Origin of the sequence: Sphingobium scionense, assembly GCF_014197035.1 — a bacterium.
GTDB classification, from domain to species: Bacteria; Pseudomonadota; Alphaproteobacteria; order Sphingomonadales; family Sphingomonadaceae; genus Sphingobium; species Sphingobium scionense.
In genome coordinates this window covers 55,999-72,742 of sequence record NZ_JACIEU010000002.1, presented here as the reverse complement: position 1 = coordinate 72,742, position 16,744 = coordinate 55,999, and the positions used below count along the sequence as shown (strand labels likewise).

13 protein-coding genes are annotated in these 16,744 nt (G+C 66.5%); 7 read left to right on the top strand and 6 right to left on the bottom strand.

Annotated elements, in window-relative coordinates:
* Positions 1–16 precede the first annotated feature (16 nt).
* The 7 genes from GGQ90_RS02200 (at position 17) to pyrF (ending at position 6,180) form a co-directional block, all read left to right on the top strand.
* A complete protein-coding gene (locus tag GGQ90_RS02200; protein ID WP_188080624.1) occupies positions 17–1,165 on the top strand; it encodes a fumarylacetoacetate hydrolase family protein in 1,149 nt (382 codons plus the stop codon).
* On the top strand, positions 1,162–1,920 hold the full coding sequence (gene xylB / locus GGQ90_RS02195) for a D-xylose 1-dehydrogenase (protein ID WP_188080623.1): 759 nt from the start codon (positions 1,162–1,164) through the stop codon (positions 1,918–1,920). Before GGQ90_RS02200 ends, xylB begins: the two co-directional genes overlap by 4 nt.
* A gap of 1 nt (position 1,921) precedes the next feature.
* A complete protein-coding gene (locus tag GGQ90_RS02190) occupies positions 1,922–2,797 on the top strand; it encodes an SMP-30/gluconolactonase/LRE family protein (protein ID WP_188080622.1) in 876 nt (291 codons plus the stop codon).
* Between the two features lie 29 nt (positions 2,798–2,826).
* Positions 2,827–4,239 (top strand): sugar porter family MFS transporter, encoded by a 1,413-nt coding sequence (locus GGQ90_RS02185; RefSeq protein WP_188080621.1) that lies wholly within the window; start codon positions 2,827–2,829, stop codon positions 4,237–4,239.
* Positions 4,236–5,093, top strand: coding sequence for an aldose 1-epimerase (locus GGQ90_RS02180; protein WP_246428108.1), 858 nt, complete (start codon positions 4,236–4,238; stop codon positions 5,091–5,093). The genes GGQ90_RS02185 and GGQ90_RS02180 overlap by 4 nt, the downstream gene beginning before the upstream one ends.
* A gap of 68 nt (positions 5,094–5,161) precedes the next feature.
* The gene (locus GGQ90_RS02175) at positions 5,162–5,509 is read left to right on the top strand and encodes a lipopolysaccharide assembly protein LapA domain-containing protein (protein WP_188080620.1); all 348 of its coding nucleotides are present in this window, start codon (positions 5,162–5,164) and stop codon (positions 5,507–5,509) included.
* Positions 5,506–6,180 carry an orotidine-5'-phosphate decarboxylase gene (gene pyrF / locus GGQ90_RS02170; protein ID WP_188080619.1) on the top strand — a complete coding sequence of 225 codons (675 nt, stop codon included), beginning with the start codon at positions 5,506–5,508 and terminating at the stop codon, positions 6,178–6,180. Before GGQ90_RS02175 ends, pyrF begins: the two co-directional genes overlap by 4 nt.
* A 57-nt stretch (positions 6,181–6,237) precedes the next feature.
* Here the strand turns inward: pyrF and GGQ90_RS02165 are convergent, their stop codons facing one another.
* The 6 genes from GGQ90_RS02165 to GGQ90_RS02140 form a co-directional block, all read right to left on the bottom strand.
* A complete protein-coding gene (locus GGQ90_RS02165; RefSeq protein ID WP_246428098.1) occupies positions 6,238–7,338 on the bottom strand; it encodes a glycoside hydrolase family 43 protein in 1,101 nt (366 codons plus the stop codon).
* A gap of 205 nt (positions 7,339–7,543) precedes the next feature.
* Positions 7,544–7,966 (bottom strand): thioesterase family protein, encoded by a 423-nt coding sequence (locus tag GGQ90_RS02160; protein WP_188080617.1) that lies wholly within the window; start codon positions 7,964–7,966, stop codon positions 7,544–7,546.
* 202 nt (positions 7,967–8,168) lie between these two features.
* Positions 8,169–8,822, bottom strand: coding sequence for an outer membrane protein (locus GGQ90_RS02155; protein WP_188080616.1), 654 nt, complete (start codon positions 8,820–8,822; stop codon positions 8,169–8,171).
* A 177-nt stretch (positions 8,823–8,999) separates the two neighbouring features.
* Complete coding sequence (locus tag GGQ90_RS02150; RefSeq protein ID WP_343053520.1) at positions 9,000–10,394, bottom strand: L-serine ammonia-lyase; 1,395 nt, start codon at positions 10,392–10,394, stop codon at positions 9,000–9,002.
* Between the two features lies 1 nt (position 10,395).
* Complete coding sequence (locus tag GGQ90_RS02145; protein WP_188080615.1) at positions 10,396–14,598, bottom strand: translocation/assembly module TamB domain-containing protein; 4,203 nt, start codon at positions 14,596–14,598, stop codon at positions 10,396–10,398.
* A complete protein-coding gene (locus GGQ90_RS02140) occupies positions 14,598–16,622 on the bottom strand; it encodes an autotransporter assembly complex protein TamA (protein WP_188080614.1) in 2,025 nt (674 codons plus the stop codon). The genes GGQ90_RS02145 and GGQ90_RS02140 overlap by 1 nt, the downstream gene beginning before the upstream one ends.
* Positions 16,623–16,744: the final 122 nt, after the last annotated feature.

Sequence of the window (16,744 nt, the reverse complement as noted above, 5' to 3'; positions counted from 1 at the left end):
TGCATAGGAGAAGATGATGCCGGGGGATACCGCCTTGCTTGACTGTCTGCCGCATGACTGGCGGACCGGGCTTTTCCTGGGTCGCATCCAGACGAATGACGGCCCGAGCCCGATCCTGGTGTCGCAGGGCATCGCCTATGACATGAGCGCGATTGCGCCGACCAGCGCGCAACTGGTGGAAAAGCTGCCCCTCATTGCCGCCACCGATGGCACGAAGCTGGGCGATCTCGACGCGATCGACCTGCCGCTGCTGAGCCCGGTCGACCTGCAATGCGTCAAGGCGTGCGGCGTGACCTTTGCTTTGTCGGCGCTGGAGCGCGTGATCGAGGAACGGGCGCGCGGCGATGCCGGCGCCGCCGCCGAAATCCGCGGTCGCCTGGAAGAACGGGTGGGCGGTTCGATCCGCGCCGTGGTGCCGGGCACCGAGGAAGCCGCAGCTCTCAAGGCCGCGCTGATCGAGGACGGCCTGTGGTCGCAATATCTGGAAGTCGCGATCGGCCCGGACGCCGAAGTCTTCACCAAGGCGCCGGTGCTGGCCACGGTCGGCCCGCTGGCGGAAATCGGCATCCGGTCCGATTCCACCTGGAACAACCCCGAGCCCGAGGTGGTGCTGCTGGTCAATGCCGATGGCCAGGCCGTGGGCGCGACGCTGGGCAATGACGTCAACCTGCGCGACTTCGAGGGCCGTTCCGCCCTGCTGCTGGGCAAGGCGAAGGACAATAATGCGTCCTGCTCGCTGGGGCCGCTCGTCCGACTGTTCGACGGCGACTTCACCATCGACGACGTGCGCAATGCCGAAGTCGGCCTGACCATCGAGGGGCCGGAAGGCTATACCCTCGAAGGCACGAGCCGCATGGACCAGATCAGCCGCGATCCGCTGGAACTGGTGCGCCAGACCCTGTCGGAACATCAATATCCCGATGGCTTCGCGCTGTTCCTGGGCACGCTGTTCGCGCCCGTGCAGGACCGTGACGAGGAAGGTCGCGGCTTTACCCACAAGGTCGGTGACATCGTTGCCATCTCCACCCCGCGCCTGGGCAAGCTGATCAATCCGGTGGTGACGTCGAAGGACGCAGCGCCCTGGAGCTTCGGCCTCTCGGCCCTGTTCGCGAACCTGGCCCAGCGCGGCCTGCTTGCCAGCCTGAACGAGAAAGTGACCGCATGAACCGTGCCATCTACCCCAGCCTGAAAGGCAAGCGGGTCTTCATCAGCGGTGGCGGCAGCGGCATCGGCGAAGGACTGGTCGAAGCCTTTGTCGGCCAGGGCGCTCATGTCGCCTTCTGCGACATTGCCATTGCCGAAAGCGAAGCGCTGGTCGAACGACTGGCCGATGCGCCGTTCAAGCCGCTTTTCCTGCCCTGTGACCTGCGCGACATCGACGCGTTGCAGGCGATGATGGCGCAGGCCGAGGCGGAACTGGGCGGGATCGACATCCTCATCAACAACGCGGCCAATGACGATCGCCACACGATCGAGGATGTCACGCCAGCCTATTGGGAAGAGCGGATGGCGGTGAATCTGCGCCACAAATTCTTCGCGGCACAGGCGGCGATCCCGGCGATGAAACGCGCGGGCGGCGGCGCCATCCTGAACTTCGGGTCGATCAGCTGGCACCTGGCCCTGCCCGACCTCATCCTCTACCAGACCGCCAAGGCGGCGATCGAGGGGCTGACGCGCAGCCTGGCCCGCGACCTCGGCCGCGACAATATCCGCGTCAACACCATCATTCCGGGCAATGTGAAGACGCTGCGCCAGGAAAAATGGTACACACCCGAGGGCGAGGCCGAGATCGTCGCGGCGCAATGCCTGGACGGCCGCATCCTGCCGGTCGATGTCGCCGCGCTGGCGATGTTCCTGGCGTCGGACGATGCGCGACTGTGCACCGGTCACGACTATTTCATCGACGCCGGCTGGCGCTGACATGACGGACACCGCACCGCGCAGCGTCCTGTCGGTCGGCGCGATCCTGGGCGAAGGCCCGGTCTGGGTCGCGCGCGAGGCGGCCTTGTGGTTCGTCGATATCAAGGGCCATGCGATCCATCGGTTCGACCCGGCGCTGGACGTGTCCAAGAGCTGGACCACGCCGGGCCAGGTCGGCTGGATCGTGCCGACCGACGACGGCCTGTTCGCGGTCGGCCTGCAATCGGGCGTGCATCGCTTCGATCCGAAGACCGGCGCCTTCACCCTGCTCCACGCGCCCGAAGCGCATCGGCCGGGCAACCGGCTGAACGACGCCACGGTGGCACCGGGCGGTGCCTTGTGGTTCGGATCGATGGACGATGCCGAGGCAGAGGAAAGCGGCCGTTTCTATCGGCTGCATCGCGGCGACCTGGTCGAGAGCGGGCTGGCCGCCGTGTCGATCACCAACGGCCCTGCCCTCTCGCCCGACGGGCGCATCCTCTATCATACCGACACGCTGGGCCGCGCCATCTGGCAATGCCCGGTCGATGCCGATGGCGTCGCCGGCGCCGCCACCCTGTTCACGCGGATCGAGGATGGCGCGGGCTATCCCGACGGCCCCACCGTCGATGCCGAAGGCTGTCTGTGGACCGGGCTGTTCGGCGGATGGGCGGTGCGCCGCTATGACCCGGCCGGGCGGCTGATGCGGGAAATCCGCTTCCCCGTCGCCAACATCACCAAGATCGCCTTTGGCGGCCCGGACCTGACCACCGCCTATGCCACGACGGCGCGCAAGGGACTGGATATGACAGCGTTGACAGATCAGCCCCTGGCGGGCGATCTGTTCGCCTTCGATCCCGGCGTCGCGGGACTGCCGGGCCATGTCGCCACGATATAGAAGAAATAGAGAGCTGGAAGGACAAACAGATGAGTGAGGGGAGCGCCGGGAAGGTCAATATGGCCTTCATCGCAGCGATCGTGGCCGTCGCCACGATCGGCGGTTTCATGTTCGGTTATGATTCGGGCGTCATCAACGGCACCCAGAAGGGGCTGGAAGCCGCCTTCGACCTGGGCAAGCTGGGCATCGGCATCAATGTCGGCGCGATCCTGGTCGGATCGTCGATCGGCGCGTTCGGCGCGGGCCGCATGGCCGACATCATCGGCCGTCGCGGCGTGATGATGCTGGCGGCGATCCTGTTCCTGGTGAGCGCCCTGCTGGCCGGTGCCGCCGGTTCCTCCGCCATCTTCATCATCGCCCGCATCATCGGCGGCCTGGGCGTGGGTGCGGCCAGCGTCATCTCGCCGGTCTACATCTCCGAAGTCACCCCCGCCGCGATCCGCGGCCGGCTGTCGAGCGTGCAGCAGGTGATGATCATTTCGGGCCTGACCGGCGCCTTCATCGCCAATTTCGTGCTGGCCCGCTATGCCGGCGGTTCGACTGCGCCGCTGTGGCTGGATTTCCCGGCCTGGCGCTGGATGTTCTGGCTGCAGGCGATCCCGGCCGCCATCTATTTCCTGGCGCTGCTGGTGATCCCGGAAAGCCCCCGCTATCTGGTCGCGCGTGGCCAGGACGAGCGCGCCCGCGCCGTGCTGACCCGGCTGTTCGGCGCCGAGGAAGCCGACCGCAAGGTCGGCGAGATCCGCGCCAGCCTGGCCGCCGATCATCATCGCCCCAAGCTGAGCGACCTGATCGACAAGGTCAGCGGCAAGGTGCGCCCGATCGTGTGGGCCGGCATCGGCCTTGCCGTGTTCCAGCAGCTGGTCGGCATCAACGTCGTCTTCTATTATGGTGCGACCCTGTGGGAAGCCGTCGGCTTTTCCGAGGATAATGCATTGCAGATCAACATCCTGTCGGGCGTGCTGTCGATCGGCGCGTGCCTGGGCACGATCATGCTGGTCGACAGGATCGGCCGCAAGCCGCTGCTGCTGATCGGTTCGGCCGGCATGGCGGTGACGCTGGCGATCGTCGCCTATGCCTTCTCCACCGCCGTCACCGGCGCGGATGGCGGCGTGGTGCTGCCGGGCCATAATGGCCTGATGGCGCTGATCGCGGCGAACCTCTATGTGATCTTCTTCAACCTGAGCTGGGGTCCGATCATGTGGGTGATGCTGGGCGAGATGTTCCCCAACCAGATCCGTGGGTCTGGCCTGGCCGTCGCCGGCTTTGCCCAGTGGATCGCCAATGCCGCGATCTCGGTCAGCTTCCCGGCGCTCGCCGTGTCGCCGGGCCTGGCGATCACCTATACCGGCTATGCGCTTTTCGCGGCCATTTCCTTCTTCTTCGTGCGCGCCATGGTCCATGAGACCAAGGGCCGCGAGCTTGAGGACATGGTCGGCTGAGCAAGATCGTCACCCTGAAGGCGGGCGCGCTCCGTTGCGCGCTCGCCCCGGATATCGGCGGGTCGATCCTGTCCTTCGATCGTGACGGCGTGGCCCTGCTGCGCCTCGCGCCGCAGGGCAGCAGTGATCCGCTGGACATGGCCAGCTTCCCGCTGGTGCCCTATGCCAACCGCATCGCCCATGGGCGCTATATGGTGGACGGGCGAAGCTATCAGTTGCCGCTCAATTTCGGCGACCATCCCCACAGCATCCATGGCTTTGGCTGGCAGCGGCCCTGGCAGGTGCTGGAACAGTCGGGCCATGACGTCAGGCTGGAACAGACGCATCAAGGCGATGCCGGCTGGCCCTGGGCCTGGCGCGCGCAGCAGCATGTGCGGCTGAGCGAGGATGCGCTGGAAGTCACGCTGCTGGTGCAGAATCTGGGCGACAGCCCGATGCCCTGCGGCCTTGGCTTCCATCCCTATTTCGCGCTGGACGGCGACACGATGCTGCGCTTCCATGCCGACACGCTCTGGCTCTCCTCCCCCGACATGCTGCCCGAACGGGAAGCGCCTGCCGATGCGCTGGGCGACTGGTCGCAGGGCGCGCGCGTCACTGGCGACAGCCTGATCGACAATGTCCATGGCGGCTGGGACGGCGCAGCGGTGGTCGATCGCGGCGACGGCATCCGTCTGACCTTGACGGCTGAGGGCGCGGACTGGCTGCATGTCTTCCGCCCGCCGGCCGGCGACTTCTTCTGCCTGGAGCCGGTCAGCCATATGCCGGACGCGATTAACCGGCCCGAGGGCATGGCGATGCTGGCGCCGGGCGCCACGCAAAGCCTGTCGATGATGGTCGCCGTCCGCGAAATCTGAACAGGCGCTTTCGCCTTTCGCCAAAATCGCCTAGGCTGACCGACCTATCAGCAGCGAGAGGATCGCCGATGCAATTTCTGCGGACTGCCTTCTGGGTCGTCATCGCCGTCGCCCTCGCCTTCTTCTGCATGGCGAACTATGTCCCCGTGACCGTGCGCCTGTGGGGCGACATGGTGATGGAAACCAAATTGCCGGTGCTTCTGATCGGCGCATTCCTGCTGGGCGCCATGCCCTTCTGGATCATGGCCCGCGCGACGCGCTGGCGCATGAAGCGCCGCCTGGAAAGCACCGAGCGCGCGCTGGTCGCCGCGACCGCTTCCGCCGCGCCGGCCACGCCCGTGGCGGCTGCGACCGTGACCACCCCGATCTTGCCCGACGCCACGCCGTCGCCCCTTACCCCTACAGGACAAGCATGAGCAGCCCGATCTATGTCGCCATCGACACGCCCGACCTTGCCAAGGCCCAGCATCTGGCCGGGCAGGTCCGCAACCATGTCGGCGGGCTGAAGCTGGGGCTGGAGTTCTTCTGCGCCAACGGCCATCATGGCGTGCATGAGATGATGAAGTTCGGCCTGCCGATCTTCCTCGACCTCAAGCTGCACGACATTCCCAATACGGTGGCCAAGGCGGTGCAGGCGCTGCACGGGCTGGAGCCGGCGGTGCTGACGGTCCATGCGGCGGGCGGTCGGGCGATGCTGGAGGACGCGAAGGCGGCCGCCGGGGCCAAGACCAAGGTGGTGGCGGTGACGGTGCTGACCAGCCTCGACAATGGCGATTTGAGCGACATCGGCGTCAATGGCGCGGCCGAGGAACAGGTGACGCGCCTCGCCGAACTGGCGCGCGACGCGGGCCTCGATGGCATCGTCTGTTCCGGCGAGGAAGTTGCGCTGGTCAAGAAGATCTGGCCCGACGGCTATTTCGTCGTGCCCGGCGTGCGCCCGGCGGGTGGTGCGATGGGCGACCAGAAGCGCGCCGTGACCCCGCGCGAGGCGCTGGACCGGGGCGCGTCGATGCTGGTGATCGGTCGCCCGATCAGCCAGGCCGAAGATCCCGACCAGGCCGCGCGCGCGATCGAAGCGACGCTGTAAGGATGGACGATCGCACCGGCGGCGTTCAGCCGATCCGGTGCGATCACCCCCTGCCCCTTATTTCTGGAAATAGGTTTTCAGCCGCTCCGCTTCCGACGGGGTGATCGGGATGATGGCGCCGTGCTTGGGCTGGGTGAAGTTGGTTGCCTTCATCGGCGATCCCGGCGCGTTGAAATGGCCGATGTCGCGGAAATGGACGAAATCCTCCGTCTCCGAAAAGCCCATATTGTTGACCGGCTTGGCGCCGAACACATCATACATCAGCACATAGGTGTCGGTGCCCTGGCGCCGCCACAGATTGGGTGCTTCGGTGCCGACGGTTTCCGGGTCGATCTTGGCGGGATCGAAGACATAGCCGCCATCCATGCGCGATGAGGTCGCCTGACGCAGATGGCCGGGCTTGTCATGCGCGACGTAGAAGAGGCGGTAGCGGTCGCCGACCCTGGTGATGTCGCCGTCGATCGTGCCGATGCCCGGCTTGGGATAGGTGAACAGGTCGCGCGGTTCGCTGGTCAGCGTGGTGAAGGCGTCGTTCGCATAGGCATAGACCATATGGTCGGTCTCCTTGCCGTTGCGGGTGCTGAAATAGACCATGATCTTGCGCTTGTCGGGATCGTAGATCATTTCCGGCGCCCAGGCGGTGCCGGCATTGGCGGTCGACTTGAACAATTGATCTATGGTCACGGACGCGAGCGTCCAGTGGGTCAGATCATAGGATTTCATGAAGATCATCGAGCGGTTATTGCCCCAGCCATAGCTGTCGGTCGGCCGCTGCCAGTCGGTATCGCGCAGCCCTTCGCGCTTGGCGAAAATATGCAGGTCGGTCATGGCGAGATAGAAGGCGTTGTCGGGACCGCGCATGATATAGGGATCGCGGATGCCCTTCTGTTCGGCGACGTCGCGGCCATTGAGGACCGGCGCGCCGTCATTGACGTCGGTGAAGCTGTAGCCGTCCGCCGAGGTCGCGAAATGCAGCGAGTGGGTCTCGTCCTTGAAATAGACGAGGAGATAGGACGTCCGGGCGCTGGCCTCGCCCTTCGCTTCCGGCTTGGCCTTGGCGATATGCTTGACGATATCGAGCTGGCGCGACGGCGTTGCGGGGGCCGCGATCGCCATGGTCGCGCTGCCCAGCAGCAGGCCAAACCCCAGATATGTCATTCCCGATTGCCACCGCATCAACGCCCTCTCCTCATTCCCTGAGCGAGCGCTTGATGATCGACAGACGCGCTTCGCCGACAGGGCCGCAGCGGACGGCGCTCTTCACCGCCCCGTCACCGGCCCGTTATTTGTCGGACTAATGCAAACATCCGGGCATGGGTCAAGCTCGTTCCCACGCTGCAACCATGCCGTTCACATAATGGGATCAGTCGGCTGTGGTGCCGCTGTCGTCGGGCGCGAAGAAATGCTGCATCACTTCGCGGGCGATGCGGGCGGGGCGCAGGGTGGAGGCGTCGACGCAGCACCAGCTCGACTTGACCTCGGCCAGCACGTCCTCGCCACGGCGAATGACGGTTTCGTAGAAGGCACGAGCGCCCTGCACCTTTTCCAAGAGGACGGTGGCGATCACCTCATCATCCAGGAAGGTGGGCTTGCGATAGGTGATCTCATGCTTGAGCGCGACCCAGAGATGCTGGGCCACCGCCTCAGCCGGGGCGAGCGCGCGCCAATGGTCGAGCACGGCATCCTGCACCCACTTCAGATAGCTGGCATTGTTGACATGCCCCATGAAGTCGATGTCGTCGGGCTGGATGCCAACCGGATACAGGTGGGGAATCGCGTTACTCACAAGTGTGTAAGTAACATCCCCGCAAGGCCGGTGATAGAGGCTATGGGCGGATGCTGTAAAAAAGGGGCCGATCGGTGACCGGCCCCTTTTTCTGTCTCGAATGCCCCCTGCGCCGTTCGTTTCGAGCTTGTCGAGAAACGCATGTGCATCGCACTTCTCGACTTCGCTCGAAGCGAACGGATGTGGCGGATATTCTGACGTCTTAGAAGCGCCAGCCGACCGAGGCGACGACCTGGTGGCGGTCGGTATCGACGTCGAATTCGCTGCTGTTCGAGCCGTCCATATAGTCGATATGGGCGCTGTCATATTTGGAGTAGCGATATTCGACCTTGGCGAAGGTGTTGGCGTTGAGCGCGCGCTCCACGCCGCCGCCGATGCGCCAGCCGTCGAGCTTGAACGAGGTGTCGGTGACCTGGTTGGTGTCGCCGGCCAGCACGCCCAGCTTGGTGTTGGTATAGCCGCCCTTCACATAGACCAGGGTCGAGGGATCGGCGAGGATACCGGCGCGGGCGCCGATATAGAAGTCGCGGCCCTGCTTGACCCGGCCATAGCCGAACTGGTCGGTGAAATCGCTGCGGCTGCTCTTGGCGGTGGAGTCGGTGAACTCACCCTCGACGCCGACGACCGCGCCACCGACATTGACGTCATAGCCCGCGCCGACACCGTAGAGCAGGCCGTCGATCTTCTGATCGTCATTGCCATTGTCATTGTCGATCGAGCTGCCGGCACCGGTACGGTCATAGCCCAGGATCGCCTCGACGCGCGGGCCGGTGAAGGTCGGGGTGGCATCCTGTGCGAGCGCCGGCGCGGCGACTGCACCACCGGCCAGCAAAGTGGCGACCATCAACTTACGCATAAACATCACTCCGTTGTCTTTCTCTTCCCCTTGGGGGTGAGACGCTCAAGCCGGAGCAGCCATATTGGTTTCATGAACCTCAGATAAACAACTGATTATGTGGCATTAATGCCACGAAAGCAGCTCGGTTCGGCGCGTTCCCGTGGGCAGGGAGCGACGAAATGAGAGAGCCTTCCTTCAGCATTCCACGACATTGACGGCCAAGCCGCCGAGCGAGGTTTCCTTGTAGCGGCTGGCCATGTCCTCGCCGGTCTGGCGCATCGTCTCGATCACCGCGTCGAGGCTGACGATATGGCGGCCATCACCCTGGAGCGCGAGATAGGCGGCGTTGATCGCCTTCACCGCGCCCATGGTGTTGCGTTCGATGCAGGGGATCTGGACGAGGCCGCCGATCGGATCGCAGGTGAGGCCCAGATTATGCTCCATGCCGATCTCCGCGGCATTTTCAACCTGGCTGTTGGTGCCGCCCAGCACGGCGGCGAGGCCCGCCGCCGCCATCGAGCAGGCGACGCCGACTTCGCCCTGACAGCCCATTTCGGCGGCCGAGATGGAGGCGCGCTTCTTGTAGAGGAAGCCCATGGCGGCGGTGGTGAGAAGGAAGCGGCGCTCCCCTTCCCGATCGGCACCGGGAACGAAGCGGCGATAATAATGGAGCACCGCCGGGATCACGCCGGCCGCGCCGTTGGTGGGGGCGGTGACGACCCGGCCGCCGGCGGCATTTTCCTCGTTCACCGCCAGCGCGAACAGGCTGACCCATTCGAAGATCTGGGCCGGGCCGACGCTGGCGCCCTGCAGGCGCAGCTTGTTGTGGATCGCCTTGGCCCGGCGTCGCACCTTGAGCCCGCCGGGCAGCAGGCCTTCTTCTTTCAGGCCACGCTCGATCGAGGCGGACATGGCGTCGATCACGCTGTCGAGAAAGGCCTCGGTCTCCCCCTGGGCGCGCCAGGCGCCCTCGTTGCGGAGCACCAGCGTGGCGATGCTGAGGCCGGTCGCCTCCCCCTGCGCCAGCAGTTCGGCGCCCGACGAAAAGGGAAAGGGCTGGACCACATTATGGCCGAGCGGAATATCGGGGTCGGCGGGAATCGCGCCGGGCAGCACCGCGCCGCCGCCGATCGAATAATAATCGCGCACCAGCGGATCGTCCCGGCCCGGCAGCCAGGCAGTGAAGCGCATGCCGTTGCTGTGCGCCTCGAGAAATTCGCCCATGCGGAAGACAAGGTCGCGCGCTTCCTCGAACGGCACCCAGTCGAGATGGGCGCTGCCGGCGCGAATGCGGCCATCATCGCGGATCGCCTGAAGGATGGCGGGGATGGCATCTGGATCGACATTTTCGGGGCTGTGGCCCGACAGGCCGAGCAGGATCGCGCTGTCGGTGGCATGGCCCCGCCCGGTCAGCGCCAGCGACCCGTAAAGTTCGCACTGCACCCGCACCGGGCAGGTGGGCAGCGTATCCATGAACATCAGCGCGGCGCGCATCGGGCCGACCGTGTGCGAACTGGACGGGCCGATGCCGATGGTGAACAGGTCCATCACGCTGATCGCGGCGGCGCTGTCGATGCGCGATTTGGTCACGTCAATAATCCTTGGAAATACGCAGGTTGGCGCTCTGGCGACCGAGGGTGGAAATGGCGCCTAGCAGGGACAGCCAGCGTGTCACCTGATATTCCATCCGGGTGGCGCTGTAGCCCTGCCCGTCGCTGATCAGTTCGACATAGGTCTTGCGGGTCAGATATTTGCCGGCGGCAAGCGAGGTGCCCTGCCCCTGGGTCGGATCGGCCGCGATGATGCGCAGCCGGTCAAGCCCGGCCGCCTTGCGCACCGCATTGATCGGATCAAGCCCGCCCTCGCCCTGGAGCGAGCCGACCGCCGAGGCGAGCTGGAGCGCTTCGGGCGCGGACAGGTTGGTGATCGAGGTGCCGAACAGGATGCGCGAGAGCAGTTCGTCCTGCGGCAGCGAGGGCACGGAGTTGAAGCTGATGTCGGGCTTGAGGCCGGTGCCGCCGACATGGATGGTGGCGGTGAGGTCGCTGACGTCCGCCTCCGCATCGATGTCGAGCGTCGGGTTGACCGGGGTCTTGCCGTCGAACTGGATGCGCCCTTCGCGCAGTTCGAAGCGGCGGCCGGCAAATTCATAATTGCCGCGCACCAGTTCAGCCCGGCCGGCGATCGCCGGATTGGTGACGGTGCCGCCGATATTGAGATCGGCGCGCCATTCGCTGTCGAGGCCAAGGCCGGTCACGGTCAGGCGATTGCGCGCCCGTGCCTTGACCGCCATGGTCCAGGGGACGGTCGTGCGCGGCCGCTCGATCTCCTCGCCGCGCCGATTGATCTCGACCACCTTGAGTTCGGGTATCTGGGCGACAGCGGCGGCGCGGCCCATGGTGAAGCGGCTCTTGTTGAGGGTGACGTCGCCGCCAATCTCCCCGCCCTTGCCGTCGGAACGGATGGTGAGCGGGCCGGTGACGGTGGCGGCGATATCGTCGCGTTCCAGCAGCGCGGCGTTGTCCGCCTGGAAGGCGAGGTCCATGCCCACGCCGCCAATGCCGTTGAAGGTGAAATTGCCGGTGCCGGTCACGCTGCCGCCATTCTGGGCATTGGCGGTGAAGCTGGAGAAGACCAGTTGCGCCCCGGCGAAACGGGCGCGCGCCTTGACGTTGCGCAGGCGCATGCCGGTGACCGGGCTGTTGAGCGCGGCATTGTCGGTCGCGAGCGAGCCGGTGATGACCGGATCGGCAAGCGTGCCATGCGCGTCGGCGGTGACGCTGACCGGGCCGGCAATGTCGACAATCTCCACGCCGGTGAGGCGCCAGAGCGTGTCGGCGGTGCCGTTGAAACGGAGCTGCGCGATCAGCGGCGCACCGTTGAGCCGTTCGACCAGGCTGCCGGTCGAGATGAGCGGGGTGAGCAGCGCCTGGCCGCGGCCGATGGTCTGGCCATCGGCGACGAAGACCATGCGGGTGGCGAGCCGGTCAAGGCTCAGCACGGCGTTGACGCCGACATCGACCGGGCGGGAACTGAGGGACAGGCCCGAGCGCGACAGGCCACGGATGCGCAGTTCCGCCTTGCCGGTCGGCAGGCCGCCACGCGGGCGGCTGTAGCTCAAGGTGCCGGTGGCCATGCCGCCCAGCCCCAGATTGTCATAGGCGATGTCGAGCAGGGCGAGCGGCATCTTCTGCGCGCGCGCCTCGATCCGGGTGGTTTCGCCGCCCAGTTCGCCCGCCAGTTGCAGCGTGCCGCCAGCATAGCTGATGGTCGCGGGCGACAGGCGCCAGCCATCCTCCGCACGGGTGAAGAGCGCCGCGCGGGTCAGGCGGATCGGCCGCTTGTCGATCGTGCCGCTAGCCGACAGGCGGACGCGGTCGAGATCGACCTGGGCCTCGCCCTTGAGGTCGAACAGGCGGCCGCGCTGGCCCGAGAGATTGCCCGAGACCTTGCCGCGTCCGTCGACCAGCGCGGCGGTGGCGTCGAGCCGGCCGAGCAACATGCCGCCGACGCGCAGGCCGCGTGCCTGGGCCGTGGCGTTGATCGAGGTGCCGTCGGGATCGAGCAGGATGGTGGCGTCGAGCGAGCCGCGCCGCACGGCGATGGTCGAAGGGCCGTCGAAGCTGGCATCATTGGCGTCGAGATCGAGCTTCAACTGCTGGATGTTGCCGACCGGCTGGAAGCCGATCGTGCCGCTGACCGGGCCGGCGACGAGCAACTGGCCGTCGAGGCCGCCCGTGACAGGGCGGATGTCGCCGCTGGCGGTGACGCCCGAGACGGCGATGCGCGCGACGCGGACCACCGCCTGGCCGCCGGGCGGCAGCAATATGCTGCCTTCCCCGGTGAACGGGCCGAGCGTCGATCCGCCATTGGCGGTGAAGCTGTAATTGCCGTCGGCGCCGGGCAGAAATTCGCCGCGCACGTCGCGCAGGCCGAGCGCATCCATCGGCCGCGCGAGCTGGACATGGACGATCGGCCGGTCGATCTTGCCATCGAGCACGACATTGACCGGGCCATATTGCTTGTGGCTGCCATTGCCTTCGAGATGGACGGTGCCGTCGCGGTGGCGCACACCCTTGGCATTGAGGCTGATGAGCGGCGCGTCGAGCTTCATGGCGGAGAAGCCGATCTCGCCCCCCGGCAACAGCGCCAGCGCGCTGTGGACCGTGGGCAGGCCGCCGCCCAGCCCCTTGAGGAAGGCATTGTCGAGCCGGCGGACTTTCGCCACCGCATTGCCCGACAGGCCGAATGCGCCATTGGCGCCGGGCGCCGCGCGCAGTTTCGACTCCAGATCGACGATGCCGAGGCCGCGAATGAAGAGGCCGCTGATCCGGCCGTCGATGCCGACATCATAGCGGCCGCTCTTGAGGTCGGCCATGACCAGCAGCTTGCCGTTCAGGCGGTCCGACCGGAAGGGCATGGGGTTGCTGACGATCTGCTGCCCCTTGAGCTGCAACACGCCGTCGAGCGCGAAATTGCGGACGATGCCGGCGACCAGATCGCCCTGCCCGTCGAGACTGCGGGCGCGCAGCCGGACCGGCAGCAGCACCGGCCCGCTTTTCGCCTGGCGGCCCTTGCCGTCGATACGGACATCGTTGATCTGGGTCTTGCCGAAGGCGAGCTGGCGCGCGGTGAGCAGATATTCATAGCCGAAGCCGGCGAACGGACCGTCGAGCCGGACCTTGGCCACCACGTCGCGGCCGCGCATATCCTTGAGCAGCGCTTCGGGCCGGGCAAGGTTCATGTCGACGCGCAGATTGTCGAAGGCGTTGTTGCGCAGGTCGATCGCGCCATCGGCGACCATGTCGATCGCGGCCGAGCGCAGCGTGAGCCTGCCATCGACCACCCGGTCGGCGAGCGTGCCCTGCGCGCCGATGGTCAGGCGCGGCGAAGCGAGCCGCGGCAGCAGACCCTTGCCCGGAATGGCGCTGCCCTCGATGGTGCCCTGGATGGTGTAGGCGCCGCTGCGCGCGCCGAGCTTCAGGTCGGCGACAGGGTTGCCGGCCAGGGTGGCGGCCAGGCGGCCATCCCATTTGGTCCAGCGCCCCTTGCCACTGATGCGCAGATTGCCGTCCTGATTGAGGCCGGCCATCGCCGCCAGCACGCCGCCCCTGGGCGCATTGACGGTGACCGCCAGGTTGAACCGGTCATCGTCGGGCCGGCTGTCGAGCGTGAGGTTGAGGGCATCCTCCGCCCCGATCACGCGGGCCGACAGATCGATGATCGCGCGGCCGCCGCGAATGTCCGCATCGCCCGACAGCGTCGCCAGTTCGACCTTGCCGGTGACGGCGGGCGCGACGGTGAGTCTGTCGACGGAAAATTGCATCAGGCGGATGTCGAAGCCCGGCAGGATCGGCCCCTGCCGCTCGCTGGGATTGAGCTTGGGCAGCTTGTGCAGGGTCGCCTGCGGGATCACCAGCCGGTCGATGTCGAGGCGCTTGGAGAGCCAGGCGAAGGGCCACCAGTCCAGCTCGACGCGCGGCGCGGCGAAGAATCGGCCCTTGGGATCGGACAGGACGAGGCCGCGCAGGATCGCCTTGCGATAGATGCTGCCCTCGATCCGGTCGACATGGATGCGCAGGCCCGAAGGCGGGCTGACGGCGGCGATGCGCGAGACGAGGAAGCGATGGCCGGGGGCGCTGTCGAGCCAGGCCAGCGTCGCCACCACCACCAGCAGCGCGAGCGCCAGCGCGCCCGCCACCCAGCGCTGCCAGCGCCCGTCCCAGGCGCGGCGACGCGGTGTGGGCGGAGGCGGCGGCACGGGCGGCTGGCTATCGGGCGGCGGCGTTGCCATCAGAAGGCCTGCCCCAGCGAGACATAGACGGCGACCTTTGCATCGCCCGACTGCGGATTGATCGGCGTGCCTACATCGACGCGGATCGGGCCGAAGCTGCTATAATAGCGCACGCCAAGCCCGGTGCCGACGCGCAGGTCGCGGAAGCGCGGCAGGAAAGTGGTCGAGATATTGCCCGCGTCGAGGAAGGGCACGACGCCGAAATTGCCGAAGCGGATGCGCGCCTCGGCCGAAAATTCGATCAGGCTCTTGCCGCCGACCGGATCATCATCCGGGCCGTAGCGCGGGCCGATCGCCTGATAGCCATAGCCGCGCACCGACGCGCCGCCGCCGGCATAGAAGCGCCGCGAGGGCGCGATGCGATCGACCGTGGAGCCGAGGATGGTGCCAAGCCGGGTACGCCCGGCCAGCACCACGCGATCACCCATCGGCTGATAGGCGCTGGCGTCGACCTGCGCCTTGGCATAGCCGAAGGTCGAGCCCTGGAAGGAGAGTTCGGGGCTGACGCGCCCGCCGAGACGAAAGCCCTTGCTGGGGTTGAGCAGGTCGTCGCTGCCATCATAGGTGAGGCTGAGCGGCACCGCGCCGATGAAGAAGGTACGGCGATCGCCATTGCTGAAAGCGTCCGCTTCATCCGATGCGATCAGTTCGGCGCCGACGCGCCAGACCCAGTGCTTCTGGAACAGGATGTTGGTCTGGCGTTCGAGACCGCCTGCAAAGGTGATGGTGCGCGCATCATAGGCGTCGCGCCGGATATTGCTGTAGGAGACGAGGCCGGTCAGCACATGGTCGCGCTCGCGGAAATTGTTGCGGCGATAGGTCGCCTGCGCCGTCTGTTCCTGGGTGCCGAGCACGCCGCGCAGGGTGAGCGACCCTTCGGGCGGGAAGAGATTGCGATGCTGCCAGCTGATTTCCGCGCGATAGCCTTCGCCCGTGCCATAGCCCAGTTCGCCCGCGATGGTGCGCATCGGTGCCGGGCGCAGATCGACATCCAGGTCGACATGCTCGCCATCGCCCGCATCCTTTGGCGTCAGGGTGACGGACGAGACGAGGCCGGTGGTGACGATGGCGCGGCGCAGATCCTCCACGTCGGTCGCGCGGTAGGCTTCGCCGGGTTCGAACCGGGCCATGCGCTGGAGATGGCGGGCGCTGAACACATCGTCATTGTCGAGCAATATCTGGCCGAAGCTGCGATAACCGCCGGGGGTGACGATGATGTCGAGATCGCCATTGCGCGCCTCATGGTCGATCCGCACTTCGGGTTCGTCCACCCTGGCGAAGGGATAGCCATTTTCGCCCAGCGCCGTCGCCAGTGCGGTCTGGCCCGCAAGGATGCGGTCGGCATTGATCGGATCGCCCGACTTCATCGTGAAGGCGCCGCGCAGCGGCTCCTCCCGCGGGCCGGTTTCGGCAAGACCGGAAATCTCCACCGTGTCGAGGACATAGAGGGTGCCCGGCGTGACATCGAAGATGACGGACAGCTTGTCGCTGCCGGCGGGCGGCGGCGCGACGCTGCCGCGCACCCGCGCGGCATAATAGCCGTCGGCGCGCAGCAGCCGGTCGAGCAGATCACTGTCTTCCTTCACGCGGCGATTGATCTGGGCGAGGTTGGCCGCCTTCCCCTCCGACTGGTGCAGCACCGACAGGCTGTCGAAGCGGCTCGCGATCTGATTGTCGCCGATATTGTCGATGCCGCGCAGGGTGACGCCATATTTGCGCTCCTCCCCGGCGTCGGTGAAGGTGACGACTTCTTCGGCTGGACCTGTATCGGTGGCGGCGTCGGCGGCCTGCTGCGCTGGCTGGTCAGGCGTGTCGGGTTCGCTGACTGCAACCGGATCCTCCGGCAGCGGGGCGACCGTGTCGGGCTGGCCCATGTCGGGCCAGTCGATGCCGATGTCGGTCATGGCATCGAGCGATGCGGACGGATCGACCGGCGGGCTGGCAGGATCGGCGACGGCGGGATTAGGCGCAGGCTGAGCCGCCTGCGCGAACGCAGTGCCGGCGGTGCAAAGCGCCAGGGGCAAGAGACACAGCCCTGCGGCGCGCGGATCAACGGGAAAGCGGCGCCCTGTCCGCAAGCCATGGGTCATGCGACCGGTCTAGACCAAGTCGGGGCGATTATGCCAGCCAAGAGATGGCGATGGCC